This window comes from Acrocarpospora sp. B8E8 (genome assembly GCF_039871605.1).
Classification (GTDB): domain Bacteria; phylum Actinomycetota; class Actinomycetes; order Streptosporangiales; family Streptosporangiaceae; genus Acrocarpospora; species Acrocarpospora macrocephala.
Genome location: NZ_JBDPLV010000136.1, coordinates 1 through 13674, shown reverse-complemented (window position 1 = coordinate 13674; position 13674 = coordinate 1). Strand labels below are relative to the sequence as shown.

General features: G+C 68.1%; 11 protein-coding genes. 4 read left to right on the top strand and 7 right to left on the bottom strand.

The window, feature by feature from the left end:
• Positions 1-759 precede the first annotated feature (759 nt).
• Both ABGB08_RS53265 and mfd read right to left on the bottom strand, forming a co-directional pair.
• Positions 760-1383 carry a SurA N-terminal domain-containing protein gene (locus tag ABGB08_RS53265; RefSeq protein ID WP_347607805.1) on the bottom strand — a complete coding sequence of 208 codons (624 nt, stop codon included), beginning with the start codon at positions 1381-1383 and terminating at the stop codon, positions 760-762.
• A gap of 280 nt (positions 1384-1663) precedes the next feature.
• A complete protein-coding gene (gene mfd / locus ABGB08_RS53260; protein WP_347607802.1) occupies positions 1664-5167 on the bottom strand; it encodes a transcription-repair coupling factor in 3504 nt (1167 codons plus the stop codon).
• 209 nt (positions 5168-5376) lie between these two features.
• Here mfd and ABGB08_RS53255 point away from each other — a divergent pair, with 209 nt between their 5' ends.
• Positions 5377-6096 (top strand): methyltransferase domain-containing protein, encoded by a 720-nt coding sequence (locus ABGB08_RS53255; protein ID WP_347607799.1) that lies wholly within the window; start codon positions 5377-5379, stop codon positions 6094-6096.
• Here the strand turns inward: ABGB08_RS53255 and ABGB08_RS53250 are convergent.
• Genes ABGB08_RS53250 through ABGB08_RS53235 form a run of 4 tightly spaced genes read right to left on the bottom strand, consistent with a single transcriptional unit; the run spans position 6089 to position 7917 of the window.
• Positions 6089-6280: a hypothetical protein gene (locus ABGB08_RS53250; protein ID WP_347607796.1), complete on the bottom strand. Its 192-nt coding sequence runs from the start codon at positions 6278-6280 to the stop codon at positions 6089-6091. The two genes, ABGB08_RS53255 and ABGB08_RS53250, sit on opposite strands and share 8 nt — an antisense overlap.
• Positions 6281-6299: 19 nt before the next feature.
• Positions 6300-7319 (bottom strand): DNA polymerase IV, encoded by a 1020-nt coding sequence (locus ABGB08_RS53245; RefSeq protein ID WP_347607793.1) that lies wholly within the window; start codon positions 7317-7319, stop codon positions 6300-6302.
• Positions 7320-7378: 59 nt separating this feature from the next.
• Positions 7379-7627 carry a sigma factor-like helix-turn-helix DNA-binding protein gene (locus ABGB08_RS53240; protein ID WP_347607790.1) on the bottom strand — a complete coding sequence of 83 codons (249 nt, stop codon included), beginning with the start codon at positions 7625-7627 and terminating at the stop codon, positions 7379-7381.
• Positions 7603-7917: a sigma factor gene (locus ABGB08_RS53235; protein ID WP_347607787.1), complete on the bottom strand. Its 315-nt coding sequence runs from the start codon at positions 7915-7917 to the stop codon at positions 7603-7605. Before ABGB08_RS53235 ends, ABGB08_RS53240 begins: the two co-directional genes overlap by 25 nt.
• An 83-nt stretch (positions 7918-8000) precedes the next feature.
• On the opposite strand from ABGB08_RS53235, the gene cysC reads away from it, so the two are divergent.
• Complete coding sequence (gene cysC / locus ABGB08_RS53230) at positions 8001-9209, top strand: adenylyl-sulfate kinase (RefSeq protein WP_347607784.1); 1209 nt, start codon at positions 8001-8003, stop codon at positions 9207-9209.
• Positions 9210-9474: 265 nt separating this feature from the next.
• Here cysC and ABGB08_RS53225 read toward each other — a convergent pair whose 3' ends face one another.
• Entirely contained in the window at positions 9475-10503 is a 1029-nt protein-coding gene (locus tag ABGB08_RS53225; RefSeq protein WP_347607781.1) for a glycosyl hydrolase, read from the bottom strand.
• 195 nt (positions 10504-10698) lie between these two features.
• Here ABGB08_RS53225 and ABGB08_RS53220 point away from each other — a divergent pair, with 195 nt between their 5' ends.
• Together ABGB08_RS53220 and ABGB08_RS53215 are read left to right on the top strand one after the other, a co-directional pair.
• Entirely contained in the window at positions 10699-11847 is a 1149-nt protein-coding gene (locus tag ABGB08_RS53220; RefSeq protein WP_347607778.1) for a Wzz/FepE/Etk N-terminal domain-containing protein, read from the top strand.
• A 317-nt stretch (positions 11848-12164) separates the two neighbouring features.
• Positions 12165-13430: a hypothetical protein gene (locus ABGB08_RS53215; RefSeq protein WP_347607775.1), complete on the top strand. Its 1266-nt coding sequence runs from the start codon at positions 12165-12167 to the stop codon at positions 13428-13430.
• The last annotated feature ends 244 nt before the right edge of the window (positions 13431-13674 follow it).

Sequence of the window (13674 nt, the reverse complement as noted above, 5' to 3'; positions counted from 1 at the left end):
GTTTTCCCTCGGGCTCCGCCCGCCCCCGCCCCCGCCGTGGTTGCCTGCATGAAACTCGCGTCACGGTGCCGCGGTTCTCCCACCACCCTTGTTTCGCCCTAGGGCTCCGCCTCCTGCTCGCAGGGGTTCTCCCCCGGCCCTACCCGTCCACTGGGACGCTCGCGCTCGGCCTGGAAGGGCAGCCGAAGGCCCGGCACATCGGCCATCGGCCGCAGGCCCGGGGCGCAGGCGCCGGAACAAACTCACGGGTAGGTGGGTGGGAGTGCCACGGCAATCAACCCGACCACCCGACCAATTGAACGCTCGCGCTCGACCAGGAAGGGCGACCGAAAGCCCGGCACATCAGCCTTCGGCCGCAGGGGGTCGGGGCGGAGGTCTGGGCGAGGTCCCGGAACAAACTCACGGGTGGGGCGAATTGGAAGGCCACGGCAAATCAACCCGATCACCCGACCAATTGAGCGCTCTCGCTCTGCCTGGAAGGTCGGCCGAAGGCCCAGCAAATCAGCCATCGGCCGCAGGGGGTCCGGGCGGAGCCCCGGACCCAACTCACGGATGGGCGGGCGGAAGTGCCACGGCAATCAACCTGACGACCCGACCACCAATTGAACGCTCTCGCCCGACCAGGAAAGACGGCCGAAGGCCCGGCACATCGGCCTTCGGCCGCAGGGGGGTCGGGGCGGAGCCCCGGAACGAACTCACGGGTGGGTGGGGGTGTCACGGCAATCAACTCGGCCACCCAGAACGCTGACGTTGGTTAGGTCAGCCTGCGGGTGGGGCTTCGCCCTGGGGAGCGGCTGGGGCGGCTGGGGTGATGGTGCCGAAGCGGTTGCTGGGGACCCAGCCCTGGGCTGGGTCGAAGGTGCCGTAGCGGGGGTTGAACTTGACGGGGACCTTTTCGGCTTCTACGGCGAGTTTTTGCTGGCCGGCGGTGGTGGCGGCTTCGTCGGTGCCGCCGCCCAGTTGGGCGATCATTTTCTGGGCGCCGATGGAGGCGCGGAGCCAGTCGCGGACGGACGAGGGGGGGACGCCGCGGGTGAGGAGGGCTTGGTCGACCGAGGCCTTGCCGCCCTGCTGGGTGATGAAATTATCAATTTCGCCTTCGCTGATGACCACGCCGTTGGCGACAGCGACCTGGGTGAACTGGTTGATGTTGGCCAGTTGCAGCAGGACCGCCTGCGGGACGGATCCGGGCAGCTGAACCTGCTCGGCGGGGATCTTGGCGGCGGTCAGGGCGGACTGGAACTCGCGCACTCCGCTGTCCAGCTGTTCGCTGCTGATGCGCTGGTCACCGACGGTGGCGGCGGCTCCGACCTGGATCGGCCCGCACGCGGTCAGGGTCGCGGCGGCGACCACCATGGCCAGCAGAACACGCTGTACTTTCACGACTGAATCCTCCGGCAACCCTAGCTAGGCGAAGCCACCCTACCAACGGCAGCGCCTGGTCTGACCTCGCCTGTGTGCCAAGACCCAACCCCGAACAAAGTCGACATCAGCCACCCGCCTAGGTTTCATGGCCTCGATCAGGTCGCCGCACCAATTGAGCAAGTCCAGATCACGCAACGGCTAGCCCCCGATATCAACGGGCACCGCAGGGTTCAAAGGAACATGACCTAAATCAGATCGCCGGCACCATTTGAGGAGATCCAGAGGCCGGCCCCCGATATCAACGGGCGCCACCCGCCTGGGCTCGCATGGGTTCGAGGAACATGGCCTCGATCAAATCGCCGCACCATTTGAGAAGGTCCAGATCGCGCAACGGCTGGCCGCCGATGGGCTTGGTCTTCGGCACCGGTACCAGCATGGTTTCGGTGGCCTGCTTGACCAGCGCCTTCGGGTAGAGCCGCTGGAGCCGTACCTGCTGGGAATCCTTGAACACCACCGGCGCGAACTTGATGTTGGTCCCCATCAGCTGCACATCGGTCAGCCCGGCTTTACGCGCCCGAATGCGGAATCGCGCAACTTCAAGAAGGTTGTCCACCTCGACCGGAAGGCGACCGTACCGGTCGGTGAGTTCGTCGCGGACGGCGGTGATGTCGTCTTCGGCGGCGATGGCGGCGATGCGCTTGTACGCCTCCAGGCGGAGGCGTTCGCTGGTGACATAGCCGTGGGGAATGTGCGCATTGATGGGCAGTTCGACCTTGATGTCCTGCTGTTCGGTGACGGTCTCGCCGGAGAGCATCTGCTTCTGCTCCTGGACGGCTTCGGCCATCATCCGGACATACAAGTCGAAGCCCACGCCCTGGATGTGCCCGGACTGTTCGGCGCCGAGGATGTTGCCCGCGCCGCGAATCTCCAGGTCCTTCATCGCCACATACATGCCCGCCCCCATCTCGGTGTGCTGGGCGATGGTGGCGAGCCGCTCGTGCGCGGTCTCGGTGAGCGGATTCTCCGGCGGATAGAGGAAATAGGCGTAACCACGTTCCCGCCCACGTCCGACCCGCCCACGCAGCTGGTGCAACTGGCTGAGGCCGTAATTGTCGGCCCGGTCCACGATCAGCGTGTTCGCGTTGGGCACGTCGAGCCCGGATTCCACGATCGTGGTGGACACGAGCACGTCGTACTCCCGCTCCCAGAATCCGACCATGATGCGTTCCAACTGCTGCTCGTTCATCTGCCCGTGCGCGACCGCGATCCGCGCCTCAGGCACGAGCTCGTGCAGCCGCGCGGCCACCTTGTCGATGCTGCGCACCCGGTTGTGCACGAAGAACACCTGCCCGTCGCGCATCAGCTCGCGCCGGATCGCGGCCGTGAGCTGCTTCTCGTCGTACGGCCCGACGAACGTCAGGATCGGATGCCGCTCCTCCGGCGGGGTCAGGATGGTCGACATCTCCCGGATGCCGGTCAACCCCATCTCCAGCGTGCGCGGAATCGGCGTGGCCGACATGGCCAGCACGTCCACCTGGGTGCGCAGGTGCTTCATCTGCTCCTTGTGCTCGACCCCGAACCGCTGCTCCTCGTCCACGATGATCAGCCCGAGATCCTTGAACCTGACCTCGGGCGAGAACAGCCGATGGGTGCCGATCACGATATCCACGCCGCCGGATTTGAGCCCTTCCAAGGTGTCCTTCACCTCGGCGTCGGTCTGGAACCGGGAGACCGGTTTGACCATGACAGGGAAGCTGGCGAACCGTTCCCCGAACGTGGACAGGTGCTGCTGGACCAGCAGCGTGGTCGGCACGAGCACGGCGACCTGCTTGCCGTCCTGAACCGCCTTGAAAGCCGCCCGCACCGCGATCTCGGTCTTGCCGTAGCCGACGTCGCCGCAGATCAGCCGGTCCATCGGGATCGGGCGTTCCATGTCACGCTTGACCTCGTCGATGGCCTCCAGCTGGTCGCCGGTCTCCGCGTAGGGGAAGGCGTCCTCCATCTCGCGCTGCCAGGGCGAGTCGGGCGCGAACGGATGTCCGGGCGAGGCCATCCGGGCCGAGTAGAGCCGGATCAGCTCGCCCGCGATCTCCTTGACCGCCTTCTTGGCGCGCGTCTTGGCCTTGGCCCAGTCGGCGCCGCCCATCCGGTTGAGTGTCGGGGATTCCCCGCCGACATAGCGGGTGACCTCGTCGAGCTGGTCGGTGGGAACGTAGAGGCGGTCACCCTTCGCGTACTCGATGACCAGGTATTCGCGGGTCGCGCCCTGGACGGTGCGCTGGACCATCTCGATGTAGCGGCCGACGCCGTGCTGCTCGTGCACGACATGGTCGCCGATCTTGAGCTGCAGCGGGTCGACCATGTTCCTGCGCCGCGATGGCAGGCGGCGCATGTCCTTGGTGGACGCCTTCTGGCCGACCAGGTCCAGGTGGGTGACGACGGCGAGCGCGTCGGTGACGAAGCCGTGCTCCAGCCGTCCGGTGGTCACGTGGACGACGTCACGCCCGGGCGGCGCGGGGATCGAGGGCACCAGCTTGGCGGCCACGTCCACGCCCTTGAGCAGCTCCACCATGCGCTCGGCCGGACCGTGCCCCTCGCTGAGCAGCACGACCGCGCGCCCCGCCCCGAGCCAGCCCTTGATGTCGCCCAGCGCCCGCTGGGTATCCCCCCGGTACGCCTCGACGTCGTGCGCCGCCAGGCCCACCCCTTCGCCGAACGGCGCGATGCTCCACCACGGCTGCCCCAGCTCACCGGCGTGCTCGCGCACCTCCTCCAGCGTACGGAACGCCGCCGCGTCCAGATCGATCGGCGCTTCCCCACCCGCGGCCGCCGTGATCCACGACGCCTCCAGAAACTCCTGGCTGGTACGGACGAGCTCCACCGCCCTGCTGCGAATCCGCTCCGGATCGCAGACGAACACGGCCGACCGCGCGCCCAGATGATCGACCAGCAGATCCATCCCCCCGGCCAGCACGGGCGCGAACGCCTCCATGCCTTCCACCGGCATGCCCTCGGCCAGCTGATCCAAGATCTCCTTCAACGCCGGATGCTCGTCGGCCAGCTCCTGGGCCCGCTCCCGTACCTCGGCCGTGAGCAGCAACTCCCGGCAGGGCGCGGCGAACAGCCCGTCCTGGGCCACTTCCAGCGACCGCTGGTCGGCGACCTTGAACCAGCGGATCTCCTCCACCGTGTCGCCCCAGAACTCCAGCCGCAGCGGGTGCTCCTCGGTGGGCGGGAACACGTCCAGCAGGCCGCCGCGGACGGCCACCTCGCCGCGCTTCTCCACCATGTCGACCCGGTGGTAGCCGTTCTCGACCAGCTGGGCGACCACGTCGTCGAGTTCGGCGTCGTCGCCCGCGCGAAGCCGTACGGGCTGGAGGTCGCCGAGCCCGGCCACGATGGGCTGCAGCACCGCGCGGACCGGGGCCACCACCACCCGCAGCGGCCCCGCGGAATGGTCGCCCGCGACCGGATGGGCGAGGCGGCGCAGCACGGCCAGGCGCTGGCCGACGGTGTCGCTGCGCGGGGAGAGGCGCTCGTGCGGCAGGGTCTCCCAGGCGGGGAAGACCGCGACCGAGGTGTCCGGCAGCAGGCCGGTCAGGGCGGCGGCCAGGTCCTCGGCCTCGCGGCCGGTGGCGGCGATGGCGAGCACCGGGCGGGAGCGTGCCAGCGCGGCGACCGCGAACGGCCGCAGCGCGGCGGGCGCGATGAGGTCGGTGCCCACCTGGTCGGTCAGCGCCTCGGCCAGTCGCGGATCGGCGGCGACCACGTCGAGCAGGCCGGAAAGTGCAGCGTCGGACATCGGCATCGTAGATTCGGACATCGCCTGTAGGCCCCCACTTGAGTCCACCGCCGCGCCGCCGGAAACCGTTCGAGGGCAGCACGAACATCCCGGAACCTGTTTGGGACCGGGGGTATAGCCCCAAGGCTACTTCCCCCGGCGAGGGCGTCGCGGGCGAGTCGGGTCCGAATCTCCAACGATCACGTAGTCGATTGACTACCCTTCGTGACATGTCTGACGTGCGATTGACCACTGCGGGGGGCGTCTTCAGCCAGCGGATCCGCGAGCAGTGGAACGAGCAACTGGGCCGCCGGATCGACATCCTGGCCGCGGGCTGCGGCCGGGGCGCCCCGCTGGAGCTGGAGCAGATCGACGCCCGGGTGACCGGCGTGGACGAGGACCGCCCGGCCCTGCGGGCCGCCACCGTGGCCAGGCCCGACCTGGATTCGTGGTCGCTGGGCGATCTGCGCTCGGTGCCGCTGATGCCCCGCTCGTACGACGTGGTCTGCGTGGAGTTCCTGCTCGAACGCATCCCGCACGCGGAGCTGGTGCTGGACCGGATGGTCAACGGGCTGCGCCCGGGCGGGCTGCTGCTGATCCGGATGCGGGATCGGAAGTCGGCTTACGCGTTCCTCGACCGGAAGGTCCCGTTCCGGGGGCTGCTGTGGCGGTGGCTGGCGCCCAAGGACGCGATCGGGCCCCTGCCGGCGGTCTACGAGACGGTGGCGTCGCGGGAGGGCATCCATTCCTACTGCATGATGCGCGGTCTGATGATCGCCGAGGATCACGCGCTGATCAGCGGCCCGGTCAGGCTCGGGCCGCACGGCAGGCTCGTGGCCGGGGTGTGCCGGATGGTCAGCCGCCTTTCCGGCGGCCGGTTGGCCCCCGACCACGATGAGATCGCCTTGGTCGTACGGAAACCTCAGCACCATTTCGCCAGGCTCATCTGAGCGTGAACATCGGCTGCCAGGCACCCGGATCGTTGGTGTTCTCGCGGTAGCCGGACAGCTGGACGACCTCCTTGCCGTCCAAGCTGACCAGGACCAGCGCGGAGTTGAACTCGAACTCGCAGGAGCCCGCGCAGCCGAGCGCGATGAGGTGCTCGTCGTCGGCCCAGGCGACCAGCTGGAGCATCGGCTGGACGCCGACGAGGCTAACCGGGGAACTCGGCTCTGACGCCCAGCAACCGCACCGGTCGTCGTTCGGCGAATCGATCGAGCGCGACCAGGGCGGCCTGCTCTATCGCCGACATCTCGGTGGTCGGCGTCGCCAAGGCGTAGCCATGGGTGTGTGTCACGAACGGCGCGTAGCGCACCTTTACCACGACGCGAGTGGCGGGTCGCCCCTCGGCGGCCACGTCATCGGCTACGCGCCGGGCCAGCCGTACGACCTCGAACCGCACCTCGTCCCAATCGTCGAGATCGTGCTGAAAAGTGGTCTCTCGGCTGCGCGAGCGCGGCACGTACGGCGTGCAAGCCACGGGCGAATCGTCCTGGCCGAGGGCGAGCCGGACCAGCCATGGACCGGTCGTGGGGCCGAACCGCTCGGCGAGCGCCCGCGGATCGGTGGCCGCGAGCTCGGAGACGGTGCCGATGCCCATCGCGCCGAGCCGCTTGGCGGTCTTGGCCCCCACTCCCCACAAAGCATCCGTCGGCCGGTCGCCGAGCACGTCGAACCAGGTCTCGTCGGTCAGCCGGAAGACACCGGCGGGCTTGCCGAAGCCGGTCGCCAGCTTGGCCTGCAGCTTGTTCCGCCCGATGCCGACGGTGCACTCGAGACCGGTGGACTCACGCACGCGCCTTTGAATCAGACGGGCCGTCTCCTCGGGGTCGTCGTCGACCGCGAGGAACGCCTCATCCCAGCCGACGACTTCCACCACGGCGTCGAGCGACTGCAATGTCGCCATCACCTCGGACGACGCCGCTTCGTACGCCGCCCGGTCGACGGGCAGGAACACCGCGTCCGGACATCGCCGCGCCGCCGTTCGCAGCGGCAGGCCGGAGTACACGCCATACGGGCGAGCCTCGTAAGAGGCCGTGCTGACCACGCCGCGCTTGGTCGGATCGCCGTCGCCACCGACGACGATCGGACGCCCGCGCAGTTCCGGACGGCGCAGCAGCTCAACGGCGGCGATGAACTGGTCGAGGTCGACGTGTAGCACCCAGCAGGTCATATCCGCTTCCCCTTCTTCTAGGTACCCCGCCAGGGGTTCGGGACGAAGAGGCCGTGGGTTCAAATCCCGCCATCTGACCCGTTGCTGAGCACCGGCACCGGGTTCGCCACCCGGAACGTGATCTGCCCGGTCTTCGCGTCCACGACGGCGAAGCCGGTCCTCGTGCTGGGCAGGGTCTCCGTGCTCCGGACGGTGCCCAGGGAACAGCCCATGATCCGTGCGATCTCATCCTCCGGCAGATCCTCGAAGTAGCGCGGCACCAGCACCGCCCGCTGCCTGGGAGTCAGCCGGGCCAGCGCCTGCCGCAACGCCAGCCGCAGATCGACCGTGCCGGTCCTGTCGGCTCGGCGACGCTCGTCTCGTGCCGTCGCCAGGCCAGCCGCCAGATGCTGACCTGCTGGTGGTACATGGTGCGCTTGACGTACGCCTCGGGGTCGTCGATCCGCCCCCAGCGGGTCACCGCCTTGGCGAGCGAAGCCTGCACAAGATCCTCGGCCGCGTGCTGGTCGCCACCGGTGAGCAGGTAGGCCAGGCCCATCAGCGCGGGCGACCGCGTGGACCCGAATTCGCGGAAACCTCGTTCGTCCGCTGCGTCCACGACCACCTCCTCCTGGAGCTAATGTCAGCCTCTAAGACGCCCTGTGGCGACGCCCGCTATGCCTCAGATCGGAAAACCTACTGATGACCGAATGGACTCCTGACGCCCGGGAGCTGGCAGACCTGGAACTGCTGCTGTCCGGTGCGTTCGCGCCGCTGACCGGGTTCCTGGGGGCGGCCGACGTCACGAGCGTGGCGGAGCGTGGGCAACTCGCCGACGGCACCCCCTGGCCGGATCCGATCACGCTGGCGCTCCCCGACGACCTCGGCGCGCAGGTCACGCTGACCGATCCGGAGGGCGCGGCGCTGGCCGTGCTGCACGTGACCGAGCGGGACGGGCATCATGTCGCCGGGCGGCTGGAAGCGGTGGGAGCTCCCGTCTACGGCCCGTTCGCGCGCCTCCGACGGACCCCGGCCGAGGTGCGCAAGGACCTGCCCGACGACGTCCTCGCCGTGACCATGCGCGGACCGCTCGACTCGCCCGCCATCGAGGACATCGCCGCCACCGCCGAAGAACTCGACGCCGCCGTGCTCCTACTCCCCCTCGTGTACGGCGACGCCGGCCCCGCCGTGGTCCGGGCCGCCCTCAAAGCGTCCGCCGAACTGCCCGGTTCGACCGTGGTCGCGGTGCCGCTCGCCCCGCGCGAGGACGCCGCGATCGACCTGGAGCTACGCGAGCACGTGGCCGGCAACTACGGCGCCACCGAGCACTACGCGGGCCCGGCCCCCGTCAGCATCCCCGGCCCGCCGCACCGCCGCGGGCTCGTGGTGTTCTTCACCGGCCTGTCGGGCTCCGGAAAGTCGACCGTGGCGCGCGGCCTGCGCGACGCCCTGCTGGAGCGCGGCGGCCGGACCGTCACCTACCTGGACGGCGACGTGGTCCGGCGACTGCTGTCGAAGGGCCTGACGTTCTCACGCGAGGACCGCGACCTGAACATCCGCAGGATCGGTTTCGTGGCCGCCGAGGTGGCCCGCCATGGCGGCCTGGCCATCTGCGCACCGATCGCGCCGTACGCGGAGACCCGGGACGAGGTACGCGAGATGGTGGAATCGGTGGGGGCAGACTTCGTACTCGTCCACGTCTCGACCCCCCTGGAAGAATGCGAACGCCGCGACCGCAAGGGCCTATACGCCAAGGCCAGAGCCGGACTCATCCCGGAATTCACCGGTATTTCCTCTCCCTATGAGGAGCCCGACGACGCGGACCTCGAACTCGACACCACAGACATGCCAGTCGAGCGCGCGGTCACGACGGTCCTCAACCACCTGACCACGGGCGGCTGGATCCGCTGACCACGATCGGGCGCCCTTCGACGCGGTACCGCTTGACGCAAGCCGGGCGGATCCGCTGACCACGGCCGGGACGACCGTCAATGCGACGCCGGTTGATGCAAGCGGGGCGGATCCGCTGATCACCGGGGGCTTCGTCGCGCGACCTTGGTCACGGTGCTCGCTGGCGCTTGCCGAAGGGCGGGGCGAAGCCCCCGGAGCGCGCAATCCCGGGGGTCGGGGCGGCAGCCCCGGAAACAATCAAGGGTGGGCGGGTGGGAGAACCACGTCACTGCGCGGGGACCTTCGTCGCGGTGAAATGGCGTTCTCGGCCGAGTCGGGCGAAGGACTCTGCCGCCTCTGGGGTCGTGTCGAATCGCGTGTCGCCCCGGGGCGCGAGTGGGGAGTCGAAGTACACGAGGGCCTTGATCTGCGGGTAATTCCGGATCTGCAGGCGTACCGAGGCGTAGAAGTCGGACTTGAAGCGAGGGGCGTACTTCCGCTCGAACGCTCCCCACTCGGACACCATGATCGGCTTGCCCGGGAAACGTGACTGCGTCCAGCGGTAGAAGCCCGGCCAGGTCGGATGGTCGGGGCGGGTCTTGTCGACCAGCGTGGCGAAGTCACTGACCCTGCCGTCCGCGTACGGATCCAGCCCGATCCAGTCGACCACGTCGTCACCGGGATAGAGCCGGTCGAACCACGGCTTGGTCGCCCAGTTGGGCGCGCCCATGTACGTCATGACGGTCACCGCATTCCGTACCCCCCGATCCCGCAGGCGACTCACGACATGTCGGTACATGGCCGCGTAGTCCTGGGCAGACATGCCGCGCCGGGAGTTGACGTCGTTCTCCGGCTCGTGGTGGATCGTCAGGAAGAACCGCCCAGGAAACGTCCGGGTGATGTGCTCCGCCAAGGCATCGATGCGCGAATCCACCGCGCCGCGCGCGATCTGAGCCCACGTACGCGTGCGGGACGGCTTCCAGTTGATCAGCAGCAGCCGCCGGCCCGCCGCCAGCTCACGCTCCTCGGCGGTGGGGAACAGCTCCTCGCCCCGGTGGTAGACGTGCACGATGTCCGCCGGGCGGCCCATGCGCTGTTCGGCGCGTTCGACCGCATGTGCCGGGCGGGTGCCGGTGAAGACGTCCGGCGCGATGCCCCACCACGCGCCACAGGTCGGAATGAGCTTGTCGGTGACCACGCAGGTGGTCTCGTGGCTGAGCAGGCCCTCCGGGCGGGTGCTTGTGCCGGTGCCGGAGGCGGGAGCGCACCCGGCGACCAGAGCCAGCGCGATGATCCCCCGTTTGACGATGAACATGGGGTTCACCATTCCATCGGAGCCGGGCGCGGGTGGCATGCTTTCTCATATCCCATGGCGGACATGTCCATGGAACGTCTGTTATTGTCCCGTGATTTGCCTGTGGAAAAACTTCAAAATTGGATCGGGTAAAGCTCAAGGGAGCCTATAGTTCGTAGTCTGTTTCGCTGTTCCCGCGCCGTCACGAGGTTTCCCATGAGCTTGCCCCCGCACAGCCGGGATCTCGCTGAGTTCGGTTCCGTGCTGCGGCGGCGCCGGTGGCTGGTGGTGATCTGCCTGTTGGCAGGCCTGGCGGGCGGGATCGGAGCACTGGCGGGCACGCCTCGGGCGTACACGGCGACGGCGGAAGTCCAGGTGTTGCCGACCGGGGTCCCGGAACAGGTCAATCAGGTCACCCAACGCCAGCGCGAACCACTCAATTTGGATACCGAAGCGCAGATCGCCCAATCATCCGTGGTTGCCGCAAAGGCGGCCGAAATCCTGAAAAATACGGACCCAGAGGCATTGCGCAATCGCGTACGGGTGGACGTTCCCCCGAATTCCGGAATTCTAAGGATTTCGTTTATTGCGCCCGATTCGTTGGCCGCAGCGGCGGGAGCTCAGGCGTTCGCCGACGCGTACCTGCGGCATCGGGCGGACGCGGCCAACCAGACACTGCTCGCCCAGATGAAGATCTTGCTGGTCAAACTGCGACAGGTGAACGCGTCGCTGGGCAAGGTGGCGGCCGCGCTGGCACCGCTCACCCGGGGCTCGGCCGAACGAGCGATCACCGCACACCAGCAGGCCGTCCTCAGCCGCCAGTCCTACAACCTGACCCTGAAATACGACACCCTCAGAACCACCGCCATCACCCCCGGCAGCGTGATCAGCCAGGCCCGCCCCCCGATCCGAACCAGTTCCCCCAGCCCACCGCTGTACCTGGGCAGCGGCCTGTTCCTCGGCATCCTGACAGGCGCCCTGTCGGCCTTCACCCGCGACCGCCTGGACACCCGCCTACGCGCCCCCGCCGACATCGAACGCCTGACCACACTGCCCCTCCTGGCAGAGATCCCTGCGAAGGACGTATCCAGCCTCACCGATAGGCTCTCCGCACTGCTGCCCGAAGGCCCGATTCTGCTGGAATCCATCGGCACCGAGGCAACCGCCGCGATCGTGGACGAACTTCCCGCCCTGAACCTCATCACCAGCGGCCGCGCATCGACCGCGATCCTGCTGATCGGCCTACGAAAGGCCCGAGCCCCAGAGGTCAACCGAGCCGCCCGCAACTTGACCGCCCGAGGCACAACCATCCTTGGCGCCCTCTCCGTGCCCCCCGTAGTCATCACAACGGAACATGCACGGTGAGTCCGATGCACCCGATGAGTCCCGCGAATCCGCTTGATCCCACACACCCTGGGGGATCGGGTAGTTCCGATGGATCATGTGAACCCGGCAGAACCAGCGCAGTCCGCGCATCGCATAGTGCATCCCACGCGCCTCACATACCCCTCACATCAGGTGGATCCGACGCACCCTGTGGATCGGGAGCTCCAGTGGATCATGTGAACCCGGCAGAACCAGCGCAGTCCGCGCATCGCATAGTGCATCCCACGCGCCTCACATACCCCTCACATCAGGTGGATCCGACGCATCCTGCGGATCCGGTGGATCCGAAGGATCCCGTGAAGCTGCGGGCGCTCTGGCCGATCTGGGCGCTGCTGGTTGGGTATCCCGTCTGGTGGGCGCTTGGCTTTGGCGGGCTCTCGGTTGTCGTGGTGGCCATACCGATGATGGTCATTCTGTCCCGGCGGCGACCGATCAAGGCGCCCAAAGGCTTTGGCCTATGGGTGTTGCTGATCGCGGGGTACGTGATCAGCGCCCTCATGCTCGCGGAAACCCCCGACGGCACCTACGGCGACCTCACGACCGGGCGCGTGATCGGCTACGTGATGCGTCTCGTCGTGTACGTGTCGCTCCTGGTCGTCGTGCTCTACCTGGGCAATCTCACCCACGAGGAGCTCCCGCAGCTCACCCTCGTCCGCATGCTCGGCACCCTGTTCCTCACCACCGTCGCGGGCGGCCTGCTCGGCGTGCTGCTGCCGCACTTCGCGTTCACCTCCCCGGTCGAATTCGTGCTCCCCCGCTGGATCTCCGGCAACTCCTTCGTCACCAACCTGATCCACCCCACGGCCGCCCAGATCCAGCACGTCCTCGGCCACGCCTCCCCCCGCCCGGAAGCCCCGTTCGAATGGGCCAACGCCTGGGGCAGCAACGCCTCCGTGCTGGTCATCTGGTTCCTGGTCGGCTGGTGGGGTTACGGCGGCCCGCTCCGCAAGATCCTCACCGCCGTAGTGCTCGCCCTCGCCGCGATCCCCATCGTCTACTCCCTCAACCGCGGCCTGTGGATCGGCCTCGGCTTCTCCCTCGCCTACCTGGCCGTCCGCTCCCGCCGCCCCCTAGCCCTGGGTACGGCTGTCGCCGCCGCGGTCATCGCCTTCCTGCTCTCCCCCCTCTCCTCGATGGTCGCCCAGCGCCTCGACAGCCCGCACAGCAACGACATCCGCGCCTTCACCGTCTCCGCCACCGTCCAGGCCGCCGCCTCCGCCCCGATCATCGGCTACGGCAACACCCGCAACGCGTTCGGCAACCATCGCTCGATCACCACCGGCAAGAGCGACTGGTGCGACACCTGCGGCCACCCGCCCCTGGGCAGCGACGGCCAGCTCTGGCTGCTCCTGATCACCCAGGGTTTCACCGGCGCGGCCCTGTATGCCGGGTTCTTCGCGGGAGCCGTACGCCGGTATTGGACTGATCGCACCCCCATCGGGCGGGCGGGGGTGCTGGTGATGATGCTGGCGCTGTTCTACATGTTCATCTACGACGGCATGATCACCGCGCTGAGCCTGTATCTGATCTCGTTCGCGCTGTTATGGCGGAACGCCGGGTAACGGGATCCCCCTCGTAACCGAGTGGGCTTTCAGCCCGCAGGGTTTGAGGGCCGCCGTTACCAGCACCAGCCAACACCAAAACTGTAGGAGGTGACCGAAGTTGGCTACGTTCCACGCAGGCGAGAAGACCCACCCATCTGTGCCTCCTCAGCAGGTGGCTCTGGAATTGGAGTCAGCAGACACTCCCCGGATCGGGAACGAAACGGGACTCCAACGCCGCCAGGCAACCGGCGTGGAACATGTG

Coding starts and splice junctions, on each gene's coding strand:
- ABGB08_RS53225 (WP_347607781.1), bottom strand. CDS start 10,503: ATGTTCATCGTCAAACGGGGGATCATCGCGCTGGCTCTGGTCGCCGGG.
- ABGB08_RS53220 (WP_347607778.1), top strand. CDS start 10,699: ATGAGCTTGCCCCCGCACAGCCGGGATCTCGCTGAGTTCGGTTCCGTG.
- ABGB08_RS53250 (WP_347607796.1), bottom strand. CDS start 6,280: ATGCTCCAGCTGGTCGCCTGGGCCGACGACGAGCACCTCATCGCGCTC.
- cysC (WP_347607784.1), top strand. CDS start 8,001: ATGACCGAATGGACTCCTGACGCCCGGGAGCTGGCAGACCTGGAACTG.
- mfd (WP_347607802.1), bottom strand. CDS start 5,167: ATGTCCGACGCTGCACTTTCCGGCCTGCTCGACGTGGTCGCCGCCGAT.
- ABGB08_RS53255 (WP_347607799.1), top strand. CDS start 5,377: ATGTCTGACGTGCGATTGACCACTGCGGGGGGCGTCTTCAGCCAGCGG.
- ABGB08_RS53245 (WP_347607793.1), bottom strand. CDS start 7,319: ATGACCTGCTGGGTGCTACACGTCGACCTCGACCAGTTCATCGCCGCC.